The following is a 26,508-nucleotide window of genomic DNA, read 5'->3' as shown; positions in this document are numbered from 1 at the left end:
GCAGCGCCGCCTGCCCGCCCCAGAACCCATCGGGATCCTCCACCGACGCCCGGTACAGGCGCTCGTAGTCCGCGGCGTTGACATGGGCGGTGGCCACCAGTGCCTCGGGCGGCTGGACGATTCGTTCGGTCATTTCTCCCCTCGCGTGTCTGCGTCGCCGTCCCTGCCGGCGACGGCGGTATTTCCGGCATTCTCCCGCGCCCGGCGGCCGGGTGCAAGAACCGCCGCCCGATCCGGCAGGCTCTGCCACCCGGTCCTGTCAACGGCTTGTCAAGTATTTGCGAAGTCGATGTTTTCCGGTAAAGTCGAGACAGTAACACTTGCAAATCCCTGTCGACGGAGGACGCCTTGGCCGCATCGCTTGCCGGCAGCCGCATCCGCGAGGCGCGTCTGCGGGCGGGGATGACCCAGGCGGCGCTGGCCAAGGCGTCGGGAATCTCGCCATCGTATCTGAACCTGATCGAGCACAACCGTCGCCGCATCGGCGGCCGGGTGCTGAACGCGATCGCCGCGGCGCTGCGCACCCGGCCCTCGGATCTGGCCGAGGGCGGCAGTCCGACCCTGATCGCCGACCTGCGCGCGGCGGTGGCGGAGCATCCGGGCGCGCCCGCCGATGCCGACACCGCCGAGGCGCTGGCCGGCCGGTTCCCCGGCTGGGCCGAATTCGTGCTGATGCTGAACCGGCAGGTGCGCGACCAGCACGCGGCGATCCGGGCGCTGTCCGACCGGCTGGCGCACGACCCGTTCCTGTCCGAGACGATCCACGCGATGCTCAGCCAGATCACCGCGATCCGCTCGACCGCCGGCATCCTCGCCCGGATCGACGACATCCCCGCGCTCCAGCAGCGCCGCTTCCACCACGGCATCGACGCCGAGAGCGTGCGCCTGTCCGAGGCCGCGCAGGCACTGGCCGAATACCTCGGGGCGGCGGCGGAAAGCCCCGAAAGCGCCGCCACCGCCGAGGAGATGCTGGACCATTTCCTGCGGCGGCACGGCTACCATTTCGACCCCATCGACCGCGAGGCCGAGACCGCGGCGGCGTTTCCCGCTCCGGTCGCCGCGCAGCGCATCTCCGGTCTGGTCGAGGACATCATGGCCGCCGAGACCGCCGACCTGCCCGTCGCCGCGCGCAGCCTGGTCCGTGCGCATCTGACCGCCTATGCCGCCGATGCCCACGCCATGCCGCTGCGCCATTTCGCCGACGCGGCGGCGCGGCTGGGCTGGAACCCGCAGGCGCTGGCGGCGGAGTTCGGGCAAGGGGTGCCGGCGGTGTTCCGGCGCCTGGCCGTGCTGCGCCGTCCGTGGATCGAGGCGCCGTCCTTCGGGCTGATCGTGGTCACCGCGTCGGGCTATCCGCTGCTGCGCCGGCCGCTGCCGGACTTCGCGCTGCCGCGGCACGGCAACGCCTGCCCGCTGTGGCCGCTGTTCCAGACCTTCGCACGGCCCGGCGTCGTGCTGCTGGAGCGGATCGAGCACGACACTGGCCGGCCCTTCGTCACTCTCAGCCACGCCGCCCCGCGCCGCCCGCCGGCGCTGGGAGAGGTGCCGGATCCGGAGGCGGCGATGCTGATCGTGGCCGAGCGCGAGTCGCCGTTCGCGACCGCCGCCGCGGCCCGGCCGGCGCTGGCGGTCGGCACCAGCTGCCGGATCTGCACGCGCGGCGACTGTCCGGCCCGGGCGCAGCCGCAGCTGCTGCGGTGACCCGGCAACATTATTGCCGTGACAGCCGCGCGGACCTGTCTTTAAGATCGCCGCAAAAAAAGGCGATGGCGCCCGCCATCCGGGGAGAGAACGTGACCCAACGGGTTCTGATAATCGAGGACGAGCCGAACATCGCCGACGCACTGCGCTTCCTGCTGACGCGCGAGGGCTTCGACGTGGCGGTGGAGAACGACGGCGCCAAGGCGCTGGACCGGTTGCGGGACCTGGCGGCGGATGTGGTGATCCTGGACGTGATGCTGCCCAACCGCAGCGGCTTCGACATCCTGCGCGACCTGCGCGCGGGCGGCGGCACCGCGCCGCCGGTGCTGATGCTGACCGCGAAGGGGCAGGCGCAGGACCGGCTGACCGCCGAGGCGCTGGGGGTCACCGCCTTCATGACCAAGCCGTTCTCGAACGCCGAGGTGGTCGAGACCGTGCGCGGGCTGGCCGGGGCATGAAGCCGCCGGCACCGCCCGACCTGGCCGAACGCGCGCTGATCCGGCGCAAGCGCGAGGACGCGGCGCTGGCGGTTCCGGCGCTGGGGGTGCTGCTGCTGGTGTCGCCGGTTCTGAACATCTTCGCCGGAAGCGGCCGGATCCTGGGGCTGCCTGCGGTGTTCGTCTGGATCTTCGCGGTCTGGGGCGGGCTGATCCTGCTGACGTTCCGGCTGACCCGGCGTCTGCCGCCCGCCGACGAGCGGCCGCACCCCGAGCCGAAGGACCCCGCTGCCGGCGGGAGCTGAGCGATGCTGTCGATCAACGCGCTGATCGCCGTCTCCCTGGCCTACACGCTGGTCCTGTTCCTGATCGCGTTCTGGGCCGAGCGCCGCGCCAGGGCGGGGCGCCACGGCTGGCTGCGCTCGCCGCTGGTCTACACGCTGTCGCTGTCGGTCTACTGCACCGCCTGGACGTTCTACGGCGCCGTCGGTTCGGCGGCGCGCAGCGGGCTGGAATACGTCACCATCTATCTGGGCCCGTCGCTGGTGATGTTCGGCTGGTACTTCCTGCTGCGCAAGCTGGTGCGAATCGGCCGGGTGCAGCGCATCACCTCGATCGCCGACCTGATCTCCTCGCGCTACGGCAAGAGCGGCTCGCTCGGGGTGGTGGTGACGCTGCTGGCGGTGACCGGCTCGACGCCGTACATCGCGCTGCAGCTGCAGTCGATGACGCTGTCGCTGTCGGTGCTGGCGGGCACTGCGGTCTCGGCCCCGGTGATGGGGATGTGGTTCGCGCTGGGGCTGGCGGTGTTCGCGATCCTGTTCGGCACCCGCACCATCGACGCGAACGAACAGCACTTCGGCGTGGTCTCGGCGATCGCCGTCGAGGCGGTGGTCAAGCTGGTCGCGCTGGTCTGCGTCGGCATCTTCGTGGTCTGGGGGCTGAACGGCGGCCCGTCCGAGGTGTTCGCCCGGATCCCGCCGGCGCTGCTGTCCGAGAACATCTTCACCCCGCGCTGGGTCACGCTGACCTTCCTGTCGGCCACCGCCGTGATCTGCCTGCCGCGCATGTTCCAGGTGATGATCGTCGAGAACGCCGACGAGCGGCACCTGACCACGGCGGCCTGGGCGTTCCCAGCCTACATGCTGCTGATCTCGCTGTTCGTGCTGCCGATCGCGGTCACCGGCCGGGCGCTGCTGCCGGTGGGGGCGAACCCGGACCTCTATGTGCTGACGGTGCCGCTGAGCCAGGGCCAGCCCTGGCTGACGCTGCTGTCGTTCCTCGGCGGCTTCTCGGCGGCGACGTCGATGGTGATCGTCTCGGCGATCGCGCTGTCGACGATGATCTCGAACCACATCGCGGTGCCGGTCTGGCTGAGCCTCGACCGCGAGCATTCCCAGGCCAGCGGCGACGTGCGGCAGGTGGTGCTGACCAGCCGCCGGATCTCGATCGCGCTGATCGTCGGGCTGGGATACCTGTATTTCGTGCTGACCGGCGGCTCGGCGGCGCTGGCCTCGATCGGGCTGATCGCGTTCGCCGGCGCGGCGCAGATCCTGCCCAGCCTGATCGGCGGCATCTACTGGCGCGGCGCGAACCGCTGGGGGGCTTTGGCCGGCATCTGCCTGGGCTTCGCGATCTGGCTCTACACGCTGTTCCTGCCCAGCTTCGGGGGCAGCTTCCTTCTGTCCGAGGCGGTGATCCGCGATGGCCCGTTCGGCATCGACGCGCTGCGCCCGCACACGCTGTTCGGGCTGCGCTCGAGCGATCCGCTGGTGCATTCGGTGTTCTGGTCGGTGTCGCTGAACGCGCTGGCCTTCGTCACCGTGTCGCTGCTGACCGCGCCGCGACCGCTGGAGCGGGTGCAGGGCGCGCAGTTCGTCGACGTGTTCCGCCAGGCCGGCGCGCCGGTGCTGCAGCGCTCGGCCACGTCCGAGGACCTGTTCACGCTGGCGCAGCGGATCCTCGGCACCGCGCCCGCGCACAAGCTGTTCGCCGACGCCGCCGACCAGCAGGGCACCCCCGCCACGCTGCCGGTCGCCGACGACCGCCTGATCGCGCGGGTCGAGCGCGAGCTGGCGGGCTCGGTCGGCGCGGCCTCGGCGCACGCGATGGTCAGCCAGATCACCCGCGGCGGGCAGATCTCGGTGGACGAGCTGCTGCGCATGGCCGACGAGACCGCGCAGATCGTCGAATACAGCCAGGAGCTGGAACGCAAGTCGCACGAGCTGGCGCGCACCGCCGCCGAGCTGCGCAGCGCCAACGACCGCCTGCGCGAGCTGAGCGCGCAGAAGGATGCCTTCCTCAGCCAGGTCAGCCACGAGCTGCGCACGCCGATGACCTCGATCCGCTCGTTCGCCGAGATCCTGCGCGACCAGCAGGGGCTGGAGCAGGCCGACGTGCAGCGTTTCGTCGCCATCATCCACGAGGAAAGCCAGCGCCTGACCCGGCTGCTGGACGAGATCCTCGACCTCAGCTTCCTGGAAAGCGGCCAGGCGCGGCTGAAGCTGGCCGACCTGACGCTGGGCGACGTGGTGCAGAGCGCGGTCACCTCGACCGAGGGGCTGTGCAAGTCGCAGGGCGTCGCGCTGCGGGTCGCGCCGGCGCACATGGACGCCCGCGTCGCCGCCGATTTCGACCGGCTGGCGCAGGTGCTGATCAACCTGATCTCGAACGCGGTGAAATACGGCAAGGGCGCGACGCCGCAGATCACCATCCGCGCCGAAACCGACGCGGACCGCGTGCATGTCGAGGTGATCGACAACGGCCCGGGCATCGACCCCGCCGACTGGAGCCGCGTGTTCGAGAAGTTCTCGCGCCTCGAGGACATGACCCTGGCCGGCAGCGCCGGCCTCGGCCTGCCGATCAGCCGCGAGATCATGCGCAACCTGGGCGGCGATCTGACGATCATGCCTTGCGACCGCGGCGCCCGGTTCCGGCTGACGCTGCTGCGCGCCGCCGGCACCGAGGGACGCCGCGCGGCCGAGTGACCCGTCGCGGCGCCGGCGGGAGGCTCAGGACGCCTGCGGCCTGGCCTCGAAGATGAAGTTGTTGTGCACCCGGCCGACACGCCGGTAGCCAAGGCCTGCGAACTGCCGGCGCAGCCAGAAGGCGCGGCGCACCCGCTCGAGGATCAGGACCGGCCGGTGCTCGCGCAGGATCCGCCGCGCGCCCAGCAGCGCCGGCTTCTCGTGCCCCTCCAGGTCGAGCTGCAGGATCGAGATCCGCCGGTCCGCGGGCACCGCGTCGTCCAGCGCCACGGCGGTCACCTTCTCGACGCCGGGTCCGTCCCGTGAGACGACCTGAGAGCATCCGCCGAGCGGCTTGCCGTGCCTGTCCCGGGTGCGGAACAGCAGCGTCCCGGAACCCGAACTGAGCGCGGCGTGCCGCAGGCGAAGATTGCCCAGATCGTTCAGTTCCGCCGTGCGCACGGCGGCGCCGTGGCTGGCCGGGTTCGCCTCGAACGCCCACAGCAGCGCGCCCGGCGCCAGCGCCGAGGACAGCGCCGGAAGGAAGTCGCCGAAGAACGTGCCGGCATGGATGATGTCGCCGGCGCCGGCGTGGCTGCGCATGTAGTCGAGCGTGTCGGGCTCGTAGACCTCTCCGGACAGGACCGCGCGGGCCGCGGGCCGCTGTTCCAGCCCTTCCGGCACGCAGTAGCGCCCGTAGACGTTCCGCGGGGCGTTGTCGGCGTCGGTCATCGTCTGCTCCTGCGGTTGGAGGGGTCGGCGCATGCGCCTTCGGCGGTCAGGGCGTCGCCAGGGCCGACAGGATGTAGCGCCCGGTCATCAGGTCCAGATGCGCGCCGCCGCCGTTCTTGAAAAGCGTGATCTCGGTATCGCTTTCGCGGCCTGCCCCGCCCGCGACCAGATCGTACAGGTCGCCCAGCACGTCGGCGCGGCCGATCGCGCCCTCGGCCAGCGGGATCTTCAGCTCTCCGATGTGGTCGAGCGTGGTGTCGCGGCTGTCGACGAAGATCCGCGCCCGGCGCAGCGCGGCGTCGTCGGCCTCGCGCATGTCGGCGGTGAACGCGCCGATCAGGTCGACGTGCTGGCCGGGGCGCAGCCACTCGCCCCGCAGCACCGGGGTCCGGGCCATCGTGCAGCAGGCGACGATGTCCGCCCGCGGGACGGCGGTCGCCAGATCCCCGGCCGGCTCCAGCCCGAACTCGTCCGCCAGCGCCCACGCCTTGTCCTCCGAGCGGTTCCAGATCGTGACCGCGATACCCGGAAAGCCGGCGCGATACGCCGCGACCAGCGAGCGCGCCACCGCGCCTGCGCCGACGATCAGCAACCGGCCGGCATCCTTGCGCGCCAGCAGCCGCGCACCCAGCAGGCTGTCGCCCGCCGTCTTCCACTTGGTCACGAGCTCGCTGTCGATCACCGCCTCTAGCTGGCCGGTCCGGTCCTCGAACAGCAGCATCGCGCCATTGACGCTGGGCAGGCCCTGCGCCGGGTTCCCGGGCAGCACGGTGACGGATTTCACCGCCACGCCCTGCCCGTCGATCCAGGCGGCGCGGGACAGCAGCGTGTCGCCGCCCCGGGTCAGGAACTGATCGCCCAGTTCGGCCTTGGCTCCGAGATGCCCCTCAGCCAGTGCGTCGGACAGGGCCAGCCAGTCCAGCCGGCCCTCGGCGTCGGCGGCGGTGATGACGCGCAAGGCTCAGCCCTTGGCGATCGCGGCGGCCAGCTCGTCCAAGCGGTCGGCGGGCAGGCCGGCGACGTTGAAGCGGCTGTCGCCCACCAGGTAGATGCCGGTTTCCTCACGCAGCTTCCGCACCTGCTCGGGCGGCAGGCCCAGGCGGCTGAACATGCCCCGATGCTCGGCGACGAAATCGAACGTGTCCGCGTTCGTCGCCTTGCGCAGCGCCTCGGCCAGCGACTTGCGCAGATCCAGCATCCGCAGGCGCATCTCCTCCAGCTCGGCCTGCCAGTCGGCGCGCAGATCGGGATCGTTCAGGATGATCTCGACCACCTTGGCGCCATGATCCGGCGGGAACGAGAAGTTCACCCGGTTCAGCTTCGAGATCGCGCCCTTGGTCAGCTCGGCGGTCGCCGCGTCCTCGGCCAGCACCAGCGCCAGCCCGACGCGGTCGCGGTACAGGCCGAAGTTCTTCGAGCAGCTCGCCGCCATCAGCATCTGCGGCACCCTGGCGGCCAGACCGCGCACGCCGGCGGCGTCCGCGTCCAGACCGTCACCGAAGCCCTGATAGGCAAAGTCGATGAACGGCACCGCGCCCGAGGCGACGAACAGATCGGTCAGCGCCTGCCACTGGGCGGCGTCCAGATTGGCGCCGGTCGGGTTGTGGCAGCAACCGTGCACGATCACCACATCATCCGGGCCGATGCCCTTCAGATCCTCCATCATGCCGTCGAAATCGACGCCGCCGGTGGCGTCGTCGAAATAGCGGTAGGTGGCGGCGTTCATCCCCAGGTGCTTGACCATCGCCGGATGGTTCGGCCAGGTCGGCTCGGAGTACCAGACCCTCGCGCCGGGCCGGGCCATCCGGACCAACTCCAGTAGTTGCCGGATCGCGCCGGTGCCGCCGGGGCACTGCGCGCCGACGGTGCGCTCGGCCGGAACCGCGTCGCCCAGCACCAGCGCGCGCATCGCGTCCACGAAGCCGAGATCGCCAAGCAGGCCCTGGTAGGACTTGGTCGCCTGCGTCTCGACCAACCGCATCTCGGCGGCCTTGACGGCGCGCATCACCGGGGTCGCCCCGGTCGGGTCCTTGTAGACGCCGACGCCCAGATCGACCTTGTCCTCGCGGGGGTCGGCCTTGTAGAGCGCCATCAGCGCCATGATCTTGTCGGCGGGCTGCGGGGTCAGGTCTTTCAGCATCATCTGTCCTGTTCGTCTATGGCGCGCGTCTTGAGCGCCTGCGCCACGGGGGTGAACCCGCAGCTCTGGTACAGTCCCAGCGCGCGCGGGTGGTCGAGCGTGCAGGTCTCGACCGTCAGCTTCTCGACACCGGGCCGGTCCCAGCCCAGGTGCACGGCGGTCTTCAGCAGGTACTTGCCCAGGCCGCTGCCCACCGCCTCGGGCACCAGCCCGAAATAGGCCAGCTCGCAGGTGCCCGCGCCGGTCGTGTCGAGCACGAAGAACCCCGCCGGCCAGCCGTCGCGCATCAGCGTGTACAGCGTCACCGCCGGGTCGTGGATCCAGCCGCGCACCTCGGCGCGCTCCTGCCGGAAGCGGTCGGTCCAGTGATAGTCCCGCCCCACCGCGTCATAGAGCGCCAGGAAGTACCACACCGGCGGTCGGTCCGCCGCGATCAGCGCCGAGGGCGGACCCGGCGGCAGGCTGGGCCGGTCGAACGCGGGGCGGGCGGCCATCTCGAGATAGGTGATGGTCACCTCGACCTCGCGCCGCGCAGCATCGCTCATCCGGTCTCGACCTTCAGATCGCCGTAAAGGCCCCATTCCGACCACGACCCGTCATAGAGCGCATGCTGCCGGTGGCCCATCCGCTCCAGCGCCAGGCTCAGGATCGCGGCGGTGACGCCCGAGCCGCAGGTGGTGATCACCGGCTGCGACAGGTCCACCCCGGCGGCCTCGAAGATGCCGCGCAGGGCGCCGGGCTCCTTCATCGTGCCGTCGCGGTTCAGCAGATCCTTGTAGTACACGTTCCTCGAGCCCGGAATGTGCCCCGAGCGCAGGCCCGGACGGGCCTCTTTCTCGGCGCCGCTGAACCGCCCGGGCGAGCGCGCGTCGACGATCTGCCAGTCGCCCAGCTTGGCGGCGGCGGCGACCTGGGTCACGTCCTTCACCATGCTGGCGTCGCGGCGCGCGGTGAAATGGCGGTCGCGCAGCGCCGGCGGATCGGCCTCGACCGCGCGGCCCTCGGCTAGCCATTTCGGCAGGCCGCCGTCCAGCACCGCGACGTCGGTCTTGCCGAACAGGCGGAACAGCCACCACACCCGCGCCGCGCTGAACAGCCCGGTGCCATCGTAGACCACCACCTTGTGGCCGTCGCCGATGCCCATGGCGCGCATCCGGCTGATGAACTTCTCGACCGGCGGCGCCATGTGCGGCAGTTGCGATCTGGCGTCGGAAATCTCGTCGATGTCGAAATAGCGCGCGCCGGGGATGTGCTGCCGCGCGTATTCGGCGCGGCCGTCGCGGCCCTCGGCGGGCAGGTACCAGCTGGCGTCCAGCACCCGCAGATCGGGTGCCCCAAGATGACGGTCCAGCCACTCGGTCGAAACCAGAAGCTGCGGGTCGCTGTCGGGCATGTGGCAAACCTCCGGCCGGGCGGGTCTTTGGCGGGGATACCGCTGCCCCGGCGGCAATGCAAGCCGACGCGGCGCTTGCACGGCAACCGGCTTGGGCTATGGTCGCGGCGACTCTTCGGATCGGAGGATTCCATGCCCGGCACAATCGACGCCCGCCTTTCGGAACTGGGCATCACCCTGCCCGACGCGCCAGCCCCCGCCGCCGCCTATGTTCCCTACGTCGTCAGCGGCGATCTGGTGTTCGTCTCGGGGCAGATCGCGATGGATGCGGACGGCCTGCGCACCGGCACGGTCGGAAACGGCATCGGCGTCGAGGAGGCGCAGCACAGCGCCCGCTGCTGCGGCCTGGCGCTGCTGGCGCAGCTGAAGAACGCCGCCGGCGGCGATCTGGACCGGGTCGCGCAGGTGGTCAAGCTGACCGGATTCGTCAACGCCGCGCCCGGTTTCACCGAGCATCCGCAGGTCATCAACGGCGCCTCGCTGCTGATGGCCGAGGTGTTCGGCGACAAGGGCCAGCACGCCCGCGCCGCGGTCGGCTCCAGCTCGCTGCCGCGGGGCGTGCAGGTCGAGGTCGAGGGGATCTTCCGCCTTGCCTGACCCGGCCCGACCCCTGCCCGACGACTTCCTGTCGGTGCCGGTCGCCCACCGCGGCCTGCACGACGCCGAAGCCGGGCGAATCGAGAACTCCTGCGCCGCGGTCGCCGCCGCGGTGGCCGAGGGCTTCGGCATCGAGATCGACCTGCAGCCCAGCGCCGACGGCGCGGCGATGGTGTTCCACGACTACACGCTGGACCGCCTGACCGATCGGACCGGCCCGATCCGCACCCGAACCGCGGCCGAGCTGGGCGGCATCGGCCTGACCGGCAACACCGACCCCGAGGGCGCGGGCATCCCGACCCTGGCGCAGGTGCTGGACCTGGTCGCCGGGCGGGTGCCGCTGCTGATCGAGGTCAAGGACCAGAGCGGCGATCTGGGTCCGCAGGGTATCGGCCCGCTCGAGGACGCCACCGCCGAGGCGCTGCGCGACTACCGCGGACCGCTTGCGGTGATGTCGTTCAACCCCGATAGCGTCGCGGCGCTGGCGCAGGCGCTGCCGGACGTGCCGCGCGGGCTGACCTGCGATGCCTTCGACGAGGACGACTGGGCCGCGGTACCCGCCGCGCGGCGCCGGCGGCTGGCCGGGATCGGGGATTTCGACCGCACCGGCGCCTGTTTCGTCTCGTGCGGCTGGCAGGCGCTCGACCGCGCCCCGGTCCGGGCGCTGAAGGCGCGCGGCGTGCCGGTGCTGTGCTGGACAATCCGCGATTCCGGGCAGGAGCAGACCGCCCGCCGGATCGCCGACAACATCACCTTCGAGGGCTACACGCCCGCGCACTGACGCCGCGCGTGCGGCGCATTGACCCGCACCGGATCGCGCCCATGTGGTAGGCGGGCGCCCGGACCACAGCTCGCCTGCCGAACACGATCGGACCGCACGACTGGACGAATGGACGATTCCGCACAGATCGAGATCACCGTGCTGTCCGCGCTGGACCAGATCGCGCCCGGCGACTGGGACGCCTGCGCCAACCCCGGCGGCGGCTGGCCGCCGGACCCGTTCACCACCCACCGGGTGCTGTCGGCGTTCGAGGAGTCCGGCTCGGTCGGGCCCGGCACCGGCTGGCAGCCCCGCCACCTGGTCGCCCGGATCGAGGGCGAGGCCATCGCCGTGATGCCGCTCTATGCCAAGGGCCACAGCCAGGGCGAGTACGTGTTCGACCACAGCTGGGCGCACGCCTACGAACGCGCCGGCGGGCGCTACTATCCCAAGCTGCAGGGCGCGGTGCCGTTCACCCCGGCAAGCGGCCGCCGTTTCCTGACCCGGCCCGGGTGGGAGACCGCCGGCATGGCGGCGCTGACGCAGGGCGCGGTCCAGCTGGCCGAGCAGCACGGCCTGTCCTCGGTCCACGTCACCTTCTGCACCGACGACGAGGCCGAGCTGGGCGCGGCGATGGGCCTGATGCAGCGCACCGGCCAGCAGTTCCACTGGTTCAACCGCGACTATGCCGGTTTCGACGCGTTCCTGGCCGCGCTGTCGTCGCGCAAGCGCAAGACGATCCGCAAGGAACGCCGCACCGCGCAGGCGTTCGGCGGCACCATCCGGCAGATCACCGGCGCGCAGTTCGAACCCGCGCACTGGGACGCGTTCTGGGCCTTCTACCAGGACACCGGCGCGCGCAAGTGGGGGCATCCGTACCTGACCCGCGCCTTCTTCGACATCGCCCACCAGCGCTTCCCCGAGCTGATGATGATGGTGCTGGCCGAGCGCCCCGGCCGCCCGGTCGCCGGGGCGCTGAACTTCATCGGCCGCGAGACGCTGTACGGCCGCTACTGGGGCTGCCTGGAAGACCACCCCTGCCTGCACTTCGAAGCGTGCTACTATCAGGCCATCGACTACGCCATCGCCCGCGGCATGGCCCGGGTCGAGGCCGGCGCCCAGGGCGAGCACAAGCTGGCGCGGGGCTATCTGCCGGTGGCGACGCACTCGCTGCACTGGATCGCCGATCCCGGCTTCGCCCGTGCGGTGCAGGAGTACCTCGACGCCGAGCGCGCCGCGGTGGACGAGGAGATCGAGGTGCTGACCAGCTACGGCCCCTTCCGCAAGACACAGGAGGAATGATGCCGAACCCCATGACCGACGCCGAGCGCCGCGCGCAGCTGGACCCGCTGCTGGCCAGCGGCTGGACCCTGGTCGAGGACCGCGACGCGATCCGGAAGGAATTCAGGTTCAAGGACTTCGCTGCCGCCTTCGGCTGGATGACCAGCATCGCGATCGAGGCCGACAAGGCGAACCACCACCCGGAATGGAGCAATGTCTACAACCGGGTGACGGTGGTGCTGACCAGCCATGACGCGAACGGGCTGACCGCGCGCGACGTGGCGCTGGCGCACGCGATGGACGCCCGCGCCGGCTGACCGCTCACAGCTTCGCCAGGATCGCGGCGCCGCCGGTCATGTCGCAGGTGCCGCGGCCCTGCTCGACGTCCAGCTCAGTGACCACACCGTCGTCGATGATTGCGGCATAGCGCACCGAGCGGTCGATCAGGCCGCGCTGCGGCGCGCTGAACACCAGCCCCATCGCCCTGGTGAACGCGGCATCGGCGTCCGCCAGCATGGTGACCCCGGCCTCGGCGGCGCCGTGCGCGCGCGACCACGCGTCCAGAACGAACGGATCGTTCACCGTGACCACCGCCACCCGGTCCACGCCCCGGGCGCGGATCTGCTCCATCGCCGCGACGACCGACGGCAGGTGCGCGCTGGAGCAGGTGCCGGTGAACGCCCCCGGCATGCCGATCAGCACGGCGCGGCCGGCACCGAAAAACCGCTCGGCGGTCACCTCCTCGGGTCCGTCGGGGCCGAGTGTGAGGAAGGTCGCCTGCGGCAGGCGGTCTCCGACGCTGATCGTCATGCGCATGTCCTTTGGGGTTGGAAACGGGTTCACCTGCGCAATATAGGGTGGGGGCGCGAAAACAAAGGGGGCGTGTCGATGTCCGGAATCGTCGTCGTGGGGGCCGGGCAGGCCGGCGCCACCCTGGTCGAGAAGCTGCGCACCGGCGGCCACGACGGTCCGCTGACGCTGATCGGGGCCGAACCGCACCCGCCGTACCAGCGCCCGCCGCTGTCGAAGAAATACCTGCTGGGCGAAATGGCGCCCGAGCGGCTGTTCCTGCGCCCGCTGTCGTTCTACGCCGAGAATGACATCGCCCTGCGCACCGGCACAAGGGTCACCGGCATCGACCGGCAGGCGCGCCAGATCCACCTGGCCGGCGGCGCGCCGGTGCCCTACGACAAGCTGGCGCTGTGCCTGGGCTCGCGCCCGCGGCGGCTGCCGCCGGGGCTCGGCGGCTCGCTGCAGGGCGTCTACACGGTGCGCGACCTGGCCGACGTCGACCGCATGGCGCCCGAGTTCGCCGCCGGCCGCCGCGCGCTGATCGTCGGCGGCGGCTACATCGGCCTCGAAGCCGCCGCCGTCGCCGCCGCCCGCGGCCTGAAGGTCACCCTGATCGAGATGTCCGACCGCATCCTGTGCCGCGTCGCCGCGGCCGAGACCGCGCGCTTCTTCCGCGACCTGCACGCCGGCCACGGCGTCGACCTGCGCGAGGGCGTCGGGCTGGAACTGCTGACCGGCACCGACGGCCGCGTCACCCAGGCCCGGCTGACCGACGGCACCGCGCTGGACGTCGACTTCGTGGTCGCCGGCATCGGCATCGAGCCCGAGACCTGGCTGGCCGAGGCCGCGGGGCTGGAGACCGAGAACGGCATCCGCGTCGACGCCCACGGCCGCACCTCGGACCCGGACATCTATGCCGCCGGAGACTGCACCAGCTTCCCCTACCGCGATACCCGCGTGCGGCTAGAATCGGTGCCCAACGCCATCGACCAGGCCGAGGTGGTGGCGCGGGCGATGCTGGGCCAGCCCTCGGGCTATGTGGCGCGGCCGTGGTTCTGGTCCGACCAGTACGACGTCAAGCTGCAGATCGCCGGGCTGAACACCGGCTACGACCGGGTCGTCACCCGCCCCGGCAGCCGCCCCGGCGCGCTGTCGGTCTGGTACTTCCGCGGCGACCGGCTGCTGGCGGTCGACGCGATGAACGAGCCGCGCGCCTACATGCTGGGCAAGCGCTGGATCGAGGCCGGCGTCTCGCCCGATCCCGCGCGCATCGCCGACCCGGCGGCGGACCTCAAGGTGATGTCGGCGGGCTGATGCGGATCATCGGCGGCAAGCACCGCGGCACCGCGCTGGCGGGCGTCGGCAAGGGCGACCCGGCGGCGCATCTGCGCCCCACCACCGACCGCGTGCGCGAAAGCCTGTTCAACCTGCTGGCCCACGGCGACTATCCGGACATCGCCGGCGCGCGCGTGCTGGACCTGTTCGCCGGCACCGGCGCGCTGGGCCTCGAGGCGCTGTCCCGCGGCGCCGAGCGGGTGCTGTTCGTCGACGAGGGCGCCAAGGCCCGCGCCCTGATCCGCGAGAACATCGACCGGCTGCGGGTGATCGGCCAGACCAGGCTCTACCGCCGCGACGCCACCCGCCTGGGCGAGAACCGCGCCGCGCCCTACACGCTGGTGTTCCTGGACCCGCCCTACGGCAAGGGCCTGGGCGAGCGCGCCCTGGCCTCGGCCCGCGCGGGCGGCTGGATCGCCCCCGGCGCGCTGGTGGTCTGGGAGGAACGCGGCGCGGTCGCGGTGCCCGACTGGCTGACGCTGCACGACGCGCGCGCCTATGGCGACACCGCGATCCGGCTGCTGGTGGCGGACTAGTCGTACATCAGCAGCGGCGTCTCGCGCAGGCCCAGCGTGCGGTAGAACGCCACGGCGCCGGCGTTTTCGGTCTCGGTCGCGACCCAGAACTCCCGGCAGCCCTGCGCCCGGCCCCAGTCACGCACCGCTTGCAGCAGCCGCGTCGCAAGACCCTGCCGCCGGTAATCCGGGCTGGTGCCGAGGTTTTCGAGGAACATCACCGGCGGGCCGTCGGGGTTCGGGATCGCCACGCCGCGCCCCTGCGCGACCACCTGACCGTCGGCGACGGCGACGAACAGCACCACCTCGGGCGTGGCCAGGTACGTCGCCAGCCGCGCCGGGTCAATGGCGTGGTCGAACACCTCGTCCGCCACCCGGCCCAGCAGTCCGGCGGTGTCCGGCGTGATCCTGACGATCTCGGCCATGCACTGCCCCCTTTCGCGGAAAATTCGCCCGCGGATGTCGGCGCTTCCCCTCCCCATCCGTCTCCACCACAGTACACCCGAAACCGAGGGAGGGACGACATGCGTGTCATGGTTTTCGTGAAGGCGACGAAGGACAGCGAGGACGGCGTTCTGCCGTCGAAGGAACTGATCGAGGCGATGGGCAGGTTCAACGAGGAACTGACCGCGGCCGGGATCATGCAGGCGGGCGACGGGCTCAAGCCCTCGGCGCAGGGCAAGCGGGTGGCCTTCGACGGCGACGGGCGCACGGTGATCGACGGCCCCTTCGCCGAGACCAAGGAACTCGTCGCCGGCTACTGGCTGTGGGAGGTCAGGGACATGGACGAGGCGGTGGCCTGGGTCAAGCGCTGCCCCAACCCGATGCCCGGCCCGTCGGAGATCGAGATTCGCCCGCTCTACGAGGCAGAGGATTTCGCCGAACTCTTCGACTGACGGGCGCTGGCGCGGCGCGTTCCGTTGCGCTAACAGACGTGCCATGCAGGATCCCGCCGCGCTTCTTTCCTCGGTCTTCGGCTTCGACAGCTTCCGCCCCGGCCAGCAGGACATCGTCCAGGCGGTGTGCGACGGCCGCGACGTGCTGGCGATCATGCCCACGGGCGGCGGGAAAAGCCTGTGTTATCAACTGCCTGCCCTTGCACGGGATGGCGTCACCCTGGTCGTCAGCCCGCTGATCGCGCTGATGCGCGACCAGGTCCGCGCCCTGCGCGAGGCCGGGGTGGCGGCGGGCGCGCTGACCTCGGCCTCGGACGCCGAGGAGACCGAGGAGATCTTCCGGGCGCTCGACGACGGCAGGCTGAAACTGCTCTACATGGCGCCCGAGCGGCTGGCCCGCGCCGGCACCGCCCGCCTGCTTGAGCGGGTGAAGCCGACGCTGATCGCCGTCGACGAGGCGCACTGCGTCAGCCAGTGGGGCCACGACTTCCGGCCGGATTACCTGGAGATCGGCAAGCTGCGCGCCCGGCTGGGGGTGCAGCTGGCGGCATTCACCGCGACCGCCGACGAGGAAACCCGCGAAGAGATCACCCAGCGCCTGTTCGGCGCGCCGCCGCAGGTGTTCCTGCGCGGCTTCGACCGGCCGAACCTGCACCTCGCCTTCCGCCCCAAGGACAAGCCGCGCGAGCAGCTGCTGCGCTTCGTCGACGCCCGCAAGGGGCAGTCGGGCATCGTCTACTGCGCCTCGCGGGCGCGGACCGAAACCCTGGCCGACGCGCTGAACAAGGCGGGGCACACGGCGCTGGCCTATCACGCCGGGATGGACCCTGACGCCCGCCGCCTGGCCGAGACCCGGTTCCAGCGCGAGGACGGGCTGATCGTCTGCGCCACGGTGGCCTTCGGCATGGGCGTCGACAAGCCCGACATCCGCTATGTCGCGCACGCCGACCTGCCGAAGTCGATCGAGGCCTACTACCAGGAGATCGGCCGCGCGGGCCGCGATGGCGACCCGGCCGAGACGCTGACCCTTTACGGCCCCGACGACATCCGCCTGCGCCGCGCCCAGGTCGACGAGGGCCTCGCCCCGGCCGAGCGGAAGGAGGCCGACCACGGCCGGCTGAACGCGCTGCTGGGGCTGGCCGAGACGCCCTGGTGCCGCCGCCGGGCGCTGCTGTCCTATTTCGGCGAAAGCCCCGAGGGCGACTGCGGGGCCTGCGACATCTGCGACGAGAAGCCCGAAACCCACGATGCGACGGTTGCGGCGCAGAAGGCGTTCTCGGCGGTGCTGCGCACCGGCGAGAGCTTCGGCGCCGGGCATCTGATCGACATCCTGCGCGGCACGCCGACGCAGAAGGTCAGGGACCGCGGCCACGACCGGCTGCCGACCTTCGGCGTCGGGCAGGAGTTCTCCAAGGGCGAGTGGCAGGTGATCTTCCGCCAGCTGATGGGGCTTGACCACCTGCGGCCCGACGCCGCCCGGCACGGCGCGCTGCGGCTGACGGAAAAGGCGCGGCCGCTGTTGCGCGGTGAAACCGGGCTGATGCTGCGCAAGGACGCGATGACCCGCGCCGCCGCCGGCGGCGAGCGGCCGCAGGCCAGGGCGATGGTCGACGACGAGGACGCGCCGCTGTTCGCCGCGCTGAAGGCCCGGCGCCGCGCGCTGGCCGAGGAGGCGAAGGTGCCCGCCTACGTCATCTTCCCGGACCGCACGCTGATCGAGATGGCCAGCCGCCGGCCGACCAGCCTGGACGACATGCGCGGCGTGCCCGGGGTCGGCGACAAGAAGCTGGACCGGTTCGGCGCGACCTTCCTCGAGGTGATCACCGGCGCCGCGCCGGCGCCGCAGCACCCCGCCCGTCGGAAGATGAACGGCGCGGCGGCGGGGGCGGTGTTCGACCGGCTGCAGGAAGCGCAGGCGGCGCTGGTGCGCGGCGAAAGCGGGCTGGAGGCGTATCTGGAATGCGGCACCGGCACGCTGGCCAAGATCGCCGCCCAGCGCCCTGCCGACGCCGCCGCGCTGGCGGCGGTTCCGGGCATGACCGAGAAGAAGGCGGCCCGCTTCGGCGCCGCCTTCCTGGCGGTGCTGGCCGAGGGCTGACCGGCCTAATATCCAGGGATTTCACCGTGGAAACCCCCTTAACAACTTGATTCTAATCCTGAAATGAATATGAAAACTTCGTTGATCCCGCGCGTTCCGGTGTTTCCGGCCCGGCTCGGGCGCGCCATTCTGCCCGTGATCCTGCTTGCCGTCCCCCCGCTGCTGCCGCAGGCCGAGCCGGTGGCGGCCGAGACCTGGAGCGCGCGGAAATGCGCGCTTTACCGCGACGCCGTCGACGACGCGCTGGCGCTGCGCGGCCGCGACGGGCTGCGGCCCGAGTTCCTGCGCCGGAATGAAGATTTCATCCGCTCGGGCTGCACGACGCAGGGGCACGTCTGCCCGGAAACGCCGCAGGAGCTGGCGCTGGCCGACATGCTGACGCTGATGACGATGAACGCGGGCATGGCCAGCACCTTCGTGCCGTTCGGGTGCAGGCCGCAGCCGCCGGACGCCGTCCCGCCCGGCTGGCCGTGACCGCGCCACGCTTGCGCGCCGCGCCGGCCGGCGCTATTCCGGTCGCATGATCAGGATGCACGCCCCGTTCGTTTCCTATTACCCGCTGCGCCCTTACGCAGCGGACCGGTCGTGACCTGACACCCCTTCCACCGCTGCGCTGCCAGCGGTCGGAATGTCCTCACCCCCTGCCCCTGGCACGCCCCCACCGGGACTTTTCGCCATGACGGGACAGACCACCATCGGCATCTTCGGCCTCGGCGCCTTCGGGCGGCTGCTGGCCGCGCGGCTTTCGCCGGCGGCGCGGGTGCTGGGTCACGACCACGCCGCCCCGGCGCCCGCGGGCGTGATCCCCGCCCCGCCCGAGCGCGTCGCCGGCTGCGACATCGTGATCTGCGCCGTGCCGGTGCAGCGGCTGGAGGACTGCCTGCGACGGATCGCGCCGCACCTGCGGCCGGGGGCGCTGGTGGCGGACGTCGGCTCGGTCAAGGTCGAGCCGGTGGCGCTGATGCGCCGGATCCTGCCGGCGCACGCGCAGATCCTGGGCACGCATCCGATGTTCGGCCCGCAGAGCGCGGATCAGCCGGGCCTGACCTGCGTGCTGTGCCCGGTGCGCGGCGATGGCTGGCGCCGGATCGCGGCGGCGCTGCGCCGGGCCGGGCTGCGGGTGGCGGTGACCACGCCCGAGGCGCACGACCGCAAGGCGGCGGTGTCGCAGGGGCTGACGCACCTGCTGGCGCGCGTTCCTGCAGCGGGCGCGCCCGGAGATCACCACGCGCAGCTTCGACGCGATGCTGGCGGCGTTCGAGATGGTGGCGCAGGACACGCCGGAGCTGTTCGAGGCGATCACCGCACGCAACGCCCATGTCGACGAGGCGCGGGACTGGCTGCTGCGGGCGCTGGCGCCGCGCCCGCCGGGCTGAGCGCGCCTATGCCGGGGCTGGGGGCGGCTCGGGGGGCGGGTCTGCGGGCAGGTCTGGGGGCGGCTCAGGGGGCGGCTCAGGGGGCGCGACCATCTGCGCGACCTTGCGGACTAGCGAGAAGTCGCCGGTGGCGATATAGGCCGCTTCCTCGGGCGACGAGGGCCGGCCCAGCACCGGGTTGCGGTGCGGATGCCGGCCGAAGCGGGCGATGATGCCGCGCACCCGGTCGGTCTGGCGCAGGAAACCGGCGCCCATGTCCTCGAGCGGCGGCTGCAGCCGCGCGGCGATGCCCGTGGCGATGCCGCGCGCCAGGTCCAGCCGCGCCAGGTGGTCCGGCCCCTCGCAATGGCCCAGCGCGATGATGTGGAACGCCTGTTCCCACGACGCGAGGGCGACGTAATGGCCGTTCTCGATGCCTTGCAACGCCAGCCGCGCCGCCCTGATGTCCTGCGCGAACGCCGCCGGGGTGTCGCGCCACAGCGAGCGCGGGAACTGGTCCAGCGCGATCAGCAGCGCCAGCCGGCCGCGGGCAGTGTCGGCCCAGTGCTCCAGCCGGCCGGTCGCGGCCGCCAGCGTCAGGTCGGCGAAGCGCGCGATGATCGCGGCGTCCATGCCGCCCTGCATCCGGCTGTCCCAGAACGCGCCGTGCGCGGCGCGGTCGGTCCAGTGACCGTCGTCCGGGAACCAGAACTCCAGCACCGTTTCCGGGTCGTAGTCGCCGCCCATTTCCGTCTCCCAAGCGCGCGCCCCGGAACCGGGGCCGGGCGGCATGGCCGCCGCCCGTCAGTCAGCCCTGTATTTTCGGCGCCGCCGCCTCAGGCGATGGGCAGATCGTCCAGGTAGAAGGTGCCGCCGTCGCTGGTCTCGAGGATGAACTGGTCGATGTCGGTCAGGTCCAGGTTCGGATCCGCCGCCAGCTCGGCGGCGGTGAACACCCCGTCCTGGTCGGCGTCCAGCGCGGTGATGTCGTAGACCCACACCGTCGGGTCGTTGTAGTCGCCGCCGACCGGATCGTCCTGCACCAGCGACAGCAGCACCTGCTCGGTGGCGTGGTCCAGATCCTCGAGGGTGAAGCCGGTGACCGCGAAGCCGAGATCGAAGGACGACTGGATGTTGACCTCCTCCGACAGGCCGGACGCCGCCGCGTCGTTCGAGATGCGGAACTCGGAGTCGCCGTCGGTATCGTGGTCGACCACCCGGGTGCCGGCGTCCTCGACGCCGCCGACGGGGAAGAAACCGGTGGTGTCGAGCACCGTCGCCAGCACGTAGAGGCCGCTGCCGGTCAGGATCACCTCGGCCGGGCCGAGCGCGGTGTCGGCCTGGTACAGCCCGTAGTCCACGCCCAGATTGTCGAAGGTCACCGTGGAGCCGGCCGCGCCGCCGGCCGTCTGCTGGTTGATGATGATGCTCTCGACCCCGGTCAGCGTGTCGGTGTAGCTGTCGCCGCCGACGCTGTAGCTGACGGTGGTGGTCGCGCCGGCGGTGGTGCCCGCGGTGGTGATCGTGTAGCTGTCGATCGCGAAGTCGTAGATCACCGTGTCGATGCCGTCGCCGCCCTCGATCGTGTCGTTGCCGATGCCCGGCACAATCAGGTCGTCGCCGCCGCCGGCGTCGATCATGTCGTCGCCGGCGAAGGTATAGATCCAGTCGCTGCCGTCGCTGCCGGTGACCACGTCGGTCCCGTCGGTGCCGCTGTCCAGGAAGTCGGCGTTGGCGGTGCCGTCGATGACGTTGTCCTTGGACGGCTTGCCGCCGCCCTTGCCGGGGTTGCCGTCGCCGCCCTTGCCGTTGCCCTTGGTGTCGTCCTTGACCGGCTTGCCCATGTGGATCCCCTCGCCCAGTTTTCAGCTTCGGTTTCGTCGTCGCCGCGCACGGGTGGGGCATGCGCAAGTACCGCGAGCGGGAAGCTTAGGCAGAAAAACCGGGTCGGACAACTTGCTTTGCCGGATTGCAATACTGGGCCGCGGCGGAGAATTAGACGCCGGCAGGCCGCCGCCCGGCGTCGGGGTCCGCCTTTTCGTGCGGCGGGCGACCGGACATTCGGTATCTACGATGTCTGGAAGGCTGGACCGGTGGCGCTACTGCGGCGCGATCGTGCAGCAGCCGGTCAGCAGCCGGCCGCCGTCCGCGTCCTGCACCAGCGCGTCGACCGACAGGCCGTAGGCGGTGTCGGACATGCCGTCCGAGCAGGCGGCGCTGCGCACCACCGCGGTCAGCCGGTCCTGGCCGTCGATCAGCGCGTCGAGCGCGTCGCGATAGGCCGGGCGGCCGGCGGCGCGGGCGGTCAGCTGCGGCTCGACCGGCAGCGGCTCGGCGCCGGGCCGGCTCCAGCTCAGCGCGGTGCCGTCCGAGGCGAGGCTCCAGAACGGTTCGGTGCCGACGCAGCGCAACGGCCGGTCGAAGACCAGCGCCTGCCCGTCGGCCCCCGGCGCCGGCACCAGGTAGCGCATCGACACCCAGCCGCTGCGCTCGCCCAGGTTGATGCGGCCCCAGTCGCCGCTGTCGGACAGCGCCACCACCTCGATGCCGGTGGCGTCTGCCGGCAGCGCGCCCAGCACGCCGGCGCTGGCGCGCGGATTCTCGCGCACGTTCAGCACATCCGGCGCGGTGACGCCGGTGACGTCGTGCAGCGCGGGCAGGGTTGGCGCCTGCGCCCGCGCCGCGGGGACCAGGGCGGGCAGCAGGAGCAGCAGCAGCAGCAGGGCGGGCAGGGTGCGGAGCATCGGGGCCTCTTCAGTCGGGGTCGGACAGGGGGTCGGACAGGGGATCGGACAGGGGATCGGACGGGGGATCGGGCAGGGGATCGGGGACTGTGTCGGGCAGGGGCTCGGGCAGGCGGCGCTTGTCGCCGGTGTCGCTGACGGCGACGAACACGAAGGTCGCCTCGGTGACCTTGACCAGGCGGGCGTCGGGCTGGCGGGTGACCCAGACCTCGGTGGCGATCTGCATCGAGGTGGTGCCCGCGCGCAGCATCCGCGAGTAGATCGAGACCACGTCGCCGACCCGCACCGGGCGGTGGAAGGTCATCGCCTCGACCGCGACGGTGGCGACCCGGCCGCGGGCGCGGGTGCGCGCCAGCACCGACGAGCCCAGATCCATCTGCGCCATCAGCCAGCCGCCGAAGATGTCGCCGTTGGCGTTGGTGTCCGCCGGCATGGCGAGCGTCTGCAGCGTCAGCGCGCCGCGCGGCGCGTCGGTGTCTGGCGTCATGGTCGGCCCCTTGCGTCCGCCACAGGCTAGGCGGTTGCGGCGCGGCACTCAAGCGCGGTTGCCGTCGGCCGGGTGGAGACATAGGTTCCGGGCACGCCGCATCGCCGAAGGATCCCTGCCGATGACACCGACACCCGCCGTGCTTGCCGCCGTGCCTGCCGTCGTGCTTGCCGTCGCGATCCGCGCCATGCGCGGTCGGGCGGCCTTCGTCGCGGCGGTCGTCGCCGCGGTGCCGCCGGCGCTGATCCGGGCGTTCCACGGGCTGCCCGTCTGCGCCGGGACCGCGCCGGGCCGGCAATGGTCGGCGGCCGCGATGCCGACGCCGCGCGGTGTGATGCCGCCGGCGCCGGGGCTACCGGGACATGCGATTTGGCCGAGGGTGATGGCATGAGCGATCTTGAGGGACTGGCGAAGGCCGCGCTGCTGGCCGCCACCAAGGCGGGCGCCGAGGCCGCCGACGTGGTCGCGGTGCGCGGCGACGGCATCTCGATGGAGATCCGCAACGGCGCGCTGGAACAGGCCGAGCGCGCCGAGGGCACCGATCTGGGGCTGCGCGTGCTGGTCGGCCGGCGGCAGGCCAGCGTGTCGATCAGCGACACCCGCGAGGCGGCGATCGCGGCGATGGCCGCGCGCGCCGTGGCCATGGCCCGCGAGGCGCCCGAGGATCCGTACTGCGGGCTGGCCGACCCGGACCAGCTGGCGCGCGACTGGGACCTGGCGGCGCTGGACCTGGAGGATAGCGGCGCGGCCCCCGAGCCGGCGGCGCTGGCCGAGGCGGCGCGCGCGGCCGAGGCCGCGGCGCTGGCGGCGCGGGGGATCAGCCAGGTCTCGACCGCCGGGGCGGACTACAGCCGGACCTCGATCCGGCTGATGGCGAGCAACGGCTTCTCGGGCGGCTACACCCGCACCAGCCATTCCGTGGCCTGCGTCGCCATCGCCGGCGAGGGGCTGGCGATGGAGCGCGACTACGCGGTGGAATCGCGCACCCATGCCGAGGACATGCCGACCCCCGAGGAGGTCGGCGCGCTGGCCGCCGAGCGCACGCTGGCGCGGCGCGGCGCGAAACAGCCGAAGACCGGCGCCTTTCCGGTGCTGTTCGACGAGCGCGTCAGCTTGGCGCTGATCGGGCACCTGCTGTCGGCGGTGAACGGCGCCGCCATCGCCCGCGGCACCAGCTGGGCCAAGGCGCTGATGGGCGAACAGGTACTGCCCGAGGGGTTCGGCCTGGTCGAGGAGCCGCACCGGGCGCGGGTCGGCGGCTCGAAACCGTTCGACGGCGAGGGGCTGCCGACCGCCACCCGCCCGCTGGTCGGGGACGGCGTGCTGCTGCGCTGGATCCTGGACCTGGCGAATGCCCGCAAGCTGGGGCTGCAGAGCACCGCCAACGCCGTGCGCGGCACCGGCGGCCCGCCCAGCCCGGCGGCCGGGAACCTGCGCCTGACCGGGCCGCAGACCGGCCGCGACAGCCTGCTGAGGGACATGGGCGAGGGGCTGCTGGTGACCGCGATGATGGGCAGCTCGATCAACCCGAACACCGGGGATTATTCGCGCGGCGCGTCCGGCTTCTGGGTGCGGGGCGGCGAGATCGCCGAGCCGGTCAACGAATGCACCATCGCCGGCCACCTGCCGGCGATGCTGAAGACGCTGCGCGCCGCCGACGACGCCCGCGCGCACCTGAGCCGGGTGATCCCCTCGCTGCTGGTCGAGGGCCTGACGGTTGCCGGGGGCTGACGCCGCCGCGACGGCGGACGACCTGGCGCTGCTGGTGCGGGCCGCCCGCATCGCCGGGCCGATCGCGATGCGCCATTTCCGCGCCGCGCCGCGGGCCTGGGACAAGCCCGGCGGCGCCGGCCCGGTGTCCGAGGCCGACCTGGAGGTCGACGCCGCGCTGGCCGCGGTGCTGCGCGCGGCGCGCCCGGACTACGGCTGGCTGTCCGAGGAAAGCCCCGACGACGCCGCGCGGCTGCAGCGCGCGCGGGTGTTCGTGGTCGACCCGATCGACGGCACCCGCGCCTTTCTGGCGGGCACCAGCGCGTTCTCGCACGCGCTGGCGGTGGTCGAGCGCGGCGCGGTCACCGCGGCGGTGGTGTACCTGCCCGCGCAGGACCGGCTTTTCGCGGCCGCGCGCGGCGGCGGCGCGAGCCTGAACGGCGCCGCGATCCGGGTCTCGGCCGCGGCCGAGCCGGCGGCCTCGCGGATCCTGGCGACGCGGCCCTCGCTGCTGCCCGAGCACTGGCCGCGCGGGGTGCCGACCGCCGAGCGCGGCTACCGCCCGTCGCTGGCCTACCGGATGTGCCTGGTCGCCGAGGGGCGCTACGACGCGCTGGCCACGTTCCGCGACAGCTGGGACTGGGATCTGGCCGCCGGCACGCTGATCGTGCGCGAGGCCGGCGGCACGGTGACCGACGCCGCCGGCGCCGCGCCGGTGTTCGCCACTGCACGGCCACGGCAGGCCGGCTGCATCGCCGCGCCGCCGGCACTGCACCGCCGGCTGCTGGCGCTGCGCGGCGTCGCCTGAGACCCGGCGGGGCGGGAACGCGGGCGGCGCGCAGGCGTCGGCTTGCCGGTGCGCTTGACCCGTTGCCGGCAATGGCTAGGGTGCGCGACAATCACCCGGCCCCAAGGGAGCATCCCATGACCCAGCGCCTGCATCTCGTCTTCGGCGGCGAGCTCGTCGATCCCGGCAAGTCCGCGTTCCGCGATGTCGAGGCGATCGACATCGTCGGCATCTTCCCGGACTACGCCAGCGCCTACGACGCCTGGAAATCGAAGGCCCAGGCCACCGTGGACGACGCCCACACCCGCTATTTCATCGCCCACCTGCACCGGCTGCGCGACGAGGAGAAGGCGGCCTCGCCGACCGAGGAGCTGGGCTGAGCGGGACCGCGCCGGTGCCGCGCTCGCTGGCCCTGGCGCTGGTGCTGGCCGCGTCGGAACTGGCGCCGCCGTTCGTGCGCGGCGTGCTGCGCCGGCGGCTGTCGCGCGGCAAGGAGGACCCGGACCGGCTGCACGAGCGGCTGGGCCGGCCGGCGATGCCGCGGCCCGAGGGGCGGCTGGCGTGGTTCCACGCCGCCTCGGTCGGCGAATCGGTGTCGCTGCTGGCGCTGGTCGAGACCCTGCTGCAGGCGCAGCCGGACCTGCGGGTGATGATCACCACCGGCACCCGCACCTCGGCCGAGCTGATCGCCGAACGGCTGCCGGCGCGCGCGTTCCACCAGTATGTGCCGGTCGACACCGGCCCCGCGGTGCGGCGCTTCCTGGCGCACTGGCGCCCCGACCTGGCGGTCTGGACCGAGAGCGAGCTGTGGCCGCGGCTGCTGGTCGCGACCCGCGCGCGCGGCATTCCGGCGTTGCTGATCAACGCCCGGATGTCGGCGCGCTCGGCGCGGCGCATGGGCCGGCTGGGCGCCTACGGCGCGGCGCTGCTGGGCCGGTTCGACGCGATCCTGGCGCAGGACGACGCCCAGGCCGAGCGGCTGCTGGCGCTGGGCGCGCCGCCCGGCCGGGTCGAGGTCACCGGCAGCCTGAAGGACACCGCGCAGCCGCTGCCGCACGAGCCGAACGCGCTGAAGACGCTGGTCAAGACGCTGGCCGGGCGCACCGTGTGGCTGGCGGCCTCGACCCACGAGGGCGAAGAGGAGATGGTGTCGCGCGCGCACCGCGAGGCGCGGCGCAGCGTCCCCGGGCTGCTGCTGATCCTGGCGCCGCGCCACCCCGAGCGCGGGCCGAGGATCGCCAGCGACCTGCGCGCCGAGGGCTGGACCGTGGCGGTGCGCTCGGAGGGCGGCAAGCCGGACCGCAACACCGACATCTACCTTGCCGACACGCTGGGCGAGATGGGGCTGTGGTACCGGATCGCGTCGGTCAGCTTCATCGGCGGCTCGCTGGTCGATGTCGGCGGGCACAACCCGTTCGAGCCGGCGCTGCTGGGCTCGGCGATCCTGACCGGACCGTTCATCCAGAACTTCGAGACCGCCTACACCCGCTTCCGCCGCGCCGGCGCGGCGGTGCTGGTGCCGCATCCGGGCGAGCTGGGCGCGAAGTTGGCCGAGACGCTGCCGCCGGACCGCGCCGCGGCGCTGGCCACCGCCGCCTGGTCGGTGTCCTCGGAGGGCGCCGATGTCACCCGGCGGGTGCTGGCGGTGATCGAGCGGCACCTGCCGCCGGCGCCGGCGCCGGCGCCGGCGTCCGCGCCCGGTGCGCCCGGGACCGGCGCCCGGACCGACCCCGAAGCCGCCGGCGCCGGCTGATGCGGGCACCGGCGCACTGGGCGCGGCCG

The 26,508-nt window shown here is 72.4% G+C and carries 29 protein-coding genes and 1 pseudogene; 19 read left to right on the top strand and 11 right to left on the bottom strand.

Annotated elements, in window-relative coordinates:
- The first annotated feature begins 348 nt into the window (after positions 1-348).
- From GE300_RS20685 to GE300_RS20670, 4 genes are all read left to right on the top strand, one after another.
- On the top strand, positions 349-1,701 hold the full coding sequence (locus GE300_RS20685; protein WP_154449393.1) for a helix-turn-helix transcriptional regulator: 1,353 nt from the start codon (positions 349-351) through the stop codon (positions 1,699-1,701).
- A gap of 92 nt (positions 1,702-1,793) precedes the next feature.
- Positions 1,794-2,159 carry a response regulator transcription factor gene (locus GE300_RS20680; RefSeq protein WP_325063344.1) on the top strand — a complete coding sequence of 122 codons (366 nt, stop codon included), beginning with the start codon at positions 1,794-1,796 and terminating at the stop codon, positions 2,157-2,159.
- Positions 2,156-2,443, top strand: a complete 288-nt coding sequence (locus GE300_RS20675) for a hypothetical protein (RefSeq protein ID WP_154449391.1) — start codon at positions 2,156-2,158, stop codon at positions 2,441-2,443. Before GE300_RS20680 ends, GE300_RS20675 begins: the two co-directional genes overlap by 4 nt.
- Positions 2,444-2,446: 3 nt before the next feature.
- Positions 2,447-5,125 carry an ATP-binding protein gene (locus tag GE300_RS20670; RefSeq protein WP_154449390.1) on the top strand — a complete coding sequence of 893 codons (2,679 nt, stop codon included), beginning with the start codon at positions 2,447-2,449 and terminating at the stop codon, positions 5,123-5,125.
- Between the two features lie 24 nt (positions 5,126-5,149).
- On the opposite strand, the gene GE300_RS20665 is transcribed toward GE300_RS20670, so the two are convergent.
- The 5 genes from GE300_RS20665 to sseA are packed head-to-tail and all read right to left on the bottom strand — an operon-like array spanning position 5,150 to position 9,369.
- Positions 5,150-5,836 carry an FkbM family methyltransferase gene (locus GE300_RS20665; RefSeq protein WP_233417255.1) on the bottom strand — a complete coding sequence of 229 codons (687 nt, stop codon included), beginning with the start codon at positions 5,834-5,836 and terminating at the stop codon, positions 5,150-5,152.
- A gap of 46 nt (positions 5,837-5,882) precedes the next feature.
- Positions 5,883-6,794 carry an ornithine cyclodeaminase family protein gene (locus GE300_RS20660; RefSeq protein ID WP_154449388.1) on the bottom strand — a complete coding sequence of 304 codons (912 nt, stop codon included), beginning with the start codon at positions 6,792-6,794 and terminating at the stop codon, positions 5,883-5,885.
- Between the two features lie 3 nt (positions 6,795-6,797).
- Positions 6,798-7,976, bottom strand: coding sequence for an amino acid aminotransferase (locus GE300_RS20655; protein ID WP_154449387.1), 1,179 nt, complete (start codon positions 7,974-7,976; stop codon positions 6,798-6,800).
- A complete protein-coding gene (locus tag GE300_RS20650; protein ID WP_233417254.1) occupies positions 7,976-8,521 on the bottom strand; it encodes a GNAT family N-acetyltransferase in 546 nt (181 codons plus the stop codon). The genes GE300_RS20655 and GE300_RS20650 overlap by 1 nt, the downstream gene beginning before the upstream one ends.
- Positions 8,518-9,369 (bottom strand): 3-mercaptopyruvate sulfurtransferase, encoded by an 852-nt coding sequence (gene sseA / locus GE300_RS20645; protein WP_154449385.1) that lies wholly within the window; start codon positions 9,367-9,369, stop codon positions 8,518-8,520. Before sseA ends, GE300_RS20650 begins: the two co-directional genes overlap by 4 nt.
- 132 nt (positions 9,370-9,501) lie before the next feature.
- On the opposite strand from sseA, the gene GE300_RS20640 reads away from it, so the two are divergent.
- The 4 genes from GE300_RS20640 (at position 9,502) to GE300_RS20625 (ending at position 12,324) form a co-directional block, all read left to right on the top strand.
- Positions 9,502-9,966: a RidA family protein gene (locus GE300_RS20640; RefSeq protein ID WP_154449384.1), complete on the top strand. Its 465-nt coding sequence runs from the start codon at positions 9,502-9,504 to the stop codon at positions 9,964-9,966.
- Positions 9,959-10,747, top strand: coding sequence for a glycerophosphodiester phosphodiesterase family protein (locus tag GE300_RS20635; RefSeq protein WP_154449383.1), 789 nt, complete (start codon positions 9,959-9,961; stop codon positions 10,745-10,747). The genes GE300_RS20640 and GE300_RS20635 overlap by 8 nt, the downstream gene beginning before the upstream one ends.
- 108 nt (positions 10,748-10,855) lie before the next feature.
- A complete protein-coding gene (locus GE300_RS20630; protein ID WP_154449382.1) occupies positions 10,856-12,028 on the top strand; it encodes a GNAT family N-acetyltransferase in 1,173 nt (390 codons plus the stop codon).
- A complete protein-coding gene (locus GE300_RS20625; protein ID WP_154449381.1) occupies positions 12,028-12,324 on the top strand; it encodes a 4a-hydroxytetrahydrobiopterin dehydratase in 297 nt (98 codons plus the stop codon). The genes GE300_RS20630 and GE300_RS20625 overlap by 1 nt, the downstream gene beginning before the upstream one ends.
- A 4-nt stretch (positions 12,325-12,328) precedes the next feature.
- On the opposite strand, the gene GE300_RS20620 is transcribed toward GE300_RS20625, so the two are convergent.
- Positions 12,329-12,817, bottom strand: coding sequence for a peroxiredoxin (locus GE300_RS20620; RefSeq protein ID WP_154449380.1), 489 nt, complete (start codon positions 12,815-12,817; stop codon positions 12,329-12,331).
- A 78-nt stretch (positions 12,818-12,895) separates the two neighbouring features.
- Between GE300_RS20620 and GE300_RS20615 the strand changes: the two genes are divergently transcribed.
- Entirely contained in the window at positions 12,896-14,113 is a 1,218-nt protein-coding gene (locus GE300_RS20615; protein ID WP_154449379.1) for an NAD(P)/FAD-dependent oxidoreductase, read from the top strand.
- Complete coding sequence (gene rsmD, locus GE300_RS20610; protein WP_154449378.1) at positions 14,113-14,670, top strand: 16S rRNA (guanine(966)-N(2))-methyltransferase RsmD; 558 nt, start codon at positions 14,113-14,115, stop codon at positions 14,668-14,670. The genes GE300_RS20615 and rsmD overlap by 1 nt, the downstream gene beginning before the upstream one ends.
- Here the strand turns inward: rsmD and GE300_RS20605 are convergent.
- Positions 14,667-15,074 carry a GNAT family N-acetyltransferase gene (locus tag GE300_RS20605; protein WP_233417253.1) on the bottom strand — a complete coding sequence of 136 codons (408 nt, stop codon included), beginning with the start codon at positions 15,072-15,074 and terminating at the stop codon, positions 14,667-14,669. The two genes, rsmD and GE300_RS20605, sit on opposite strands and share 4 nt — an antisense overlap.
- Positions 15,075-15,173: 99 nt before the next feature.
- Here GE300_RS20605 and GE300_RS20600 point away from each other — a divergent pair, with 99 nt between their 5' ends.
- The 4 genes and pseudogenes from GE300_RS20600 to GE300_RS23795 form a co-directional block, all read left to right on the top strand.
- Positions 15,174-15,545, top strand: coding sequence for a YciI family protein (locus tag GE300_RS20600; RefSeq protein ID WP_154449376.1), 372 nt, complete (start codon positions 15,174-15,176; stop codon positions 15,543-15,545).
- 43 nt (positions 15,546-15,588) lie between these two features.
- Positions 15,589-17,643: a DNA helicase RecQ gene (recQ, locus tag GE300_RS20595; protein ID WP_154449375.1), complete on the top strand. Its 2,055-nt coding sequence runs from the start codon at positions 15,589-15,591 to the stop codon at positions 17,641-17,643.
- 69 nt (positions 17,644-17,712) lie between these two features.
- Positions 17,713-18,117, top strand: a complete 405-nt coding sequence (locus tag GE300_RS20590) for a hypothetical protein (protein WP_154449374.1) — start codon at positions 17,713-17,715, stop codon at positions 18,115-18,117.
- 154 nt (positions 18,118-18,271) lie between these two features.
- Positions 18,272-18,607, top strand: a pseudogene (locus GE300_RS23795) (prephenate dehydrogenase/arogenate dehydrogenase family protein); the annotation flags it as partial.
- A 418-nt stretch (positions 18,608-19,025) separates the two neighbouring features.
- Here the strand turns inward: GE300_RS23795 and GE300_RS20580 are convergent.
- The 4 genes from GE300_RS20580 to GE300_RS20565 all read right to left on the bottom strand — a co-directional run bounded on the left by GE300_RS20580 (position 19,026) and on the right by GE300_RS20565 (position 22,229).
- On the bottom strand, positions 19,026-19,745 hold the full coding sequence (locus GE300_RS20580) for a DUF924 family protein (RefSeq protein WP_233417252.1): 720 nt from the start codon (positions 19,743-19,745) through the stop codon (positions 19,026-19,028).
- 89 nt (positions 19,746-19,834) lie between these two features.
- Positions 19,835-20,842: a calcium-binding protein gene (locus GE300_RS20575; RefSeq protein WP_154449372.1), complete on the bottom strand. Its 1,008-nt coding sequence runs from the start codon at positions 20,840-20,842 to the stop codon at positions 19,835-19,837.
- Positions 20,843-21,097: 255 nt separating this feature from the next.
- Complete coding sequence (locus GE300_RS20570; protein WP_154449371.1) at positions 21,098-21,742, bottom strand: COG3650 family protein; 645 nt, start codon at positions 21,740-21,742, stop codon at positions 21,098-21,100.
- Positions 21,743-21,752: 10 nt separating this feature from the next.
- Positions 21,753-22,229, bottom strand: coding sequence for an acyl-CoA thioesterase (locus GE300_RS20565; protein WP_154449370.1), 477 nt, complete (start codon positions 22,227-22,229; stop codon positions 21,753-21,755).
- 121 nt (positions 22,230-22,350) lie between these two features.
- Here GE300_RS20565 and GE300_RS20560 point away from each other — a divergent pair, with 121 nt between their 5' ends.
- The 5 genes from GE300_RS20560 (at position 22,351) to GE300_RS20540 (ending at position 26,479) form a co-directional block, all read left to right on the top strand.
- Entirely contained in the window at positions 22,351-22,620 is a 270-nt protein-coding gene (locus tag GE300_RS20560; protein ID WP_154449369.1) for a hypothetical protein, read from the top strand.
- Positions 22,617-23,960, top strand: coding sequence for a TldD/PmbA family protein (locus GE300_RS20555; RefSeq protein WP_154449368.1), 1,344 nt, complete (start codon positions 22,617-22,619; stop codon positions 23,958-23,960). The genes GE300_RS20560 and GE300_RS20555 overlap by 4 nt, the downstream gene beginning before the upstream one ends.
- The gene (locus tag GE300_RS20550; protein WP_154449367.1) at positions 23,947-24,747 is read left to right on the top strand and encodes an inositol monophosphatase family protein; all 801 of its coding nucleotides are present in this window, start codon (positions 23,947-23,949) and stop codon (positions 24,745-24,747) included. Before GE300_RS20555 ends, GE300_RS20550 begins: the two co-directional genes overlap by 14 nt.
- A gap of 116 nt (positions 24,748-24,863) precedes the next feature.
- Positions 24,864-25,106 (top strand): DUF4170 domain-containing protein, encoded by a 243-nt coding sequence (locus GE300_RS20545; protein WP_154449366.1) that lies wholly within the window; start codon positions 24,864-24,866, stop codon positions 25,104-25,106.
- Positions 25,107-25,120: 14 nt separating this feature from the next.
- A complete protein-coding gene (locus GE300_RS20540; protein WP_325063343.1) occupies positions 25,121-26,479 on the top strand; it encodes a 3-deoxy-D-manno-octulosonic acid transferase in 1,359 nt (452 codons plus the stop codon).
- Positions 26,480-26,508: the final 29 nt, after the last annotated feature.

It is taken from the genome of Halovulum marinum (assembly GCF_009697225.1).
GTDB lineage: Bacteria > Pseudomonadota > Alphaproteobacteria > Rhodobacterales > Rhodobacteraceae > Halovulum > Halovulum marinum.
The sequence above is the reverse complement of the archived record's forward strand: the minus strand, read 5'-3'. Positions and strand labels throughout refer to the sequence as shown.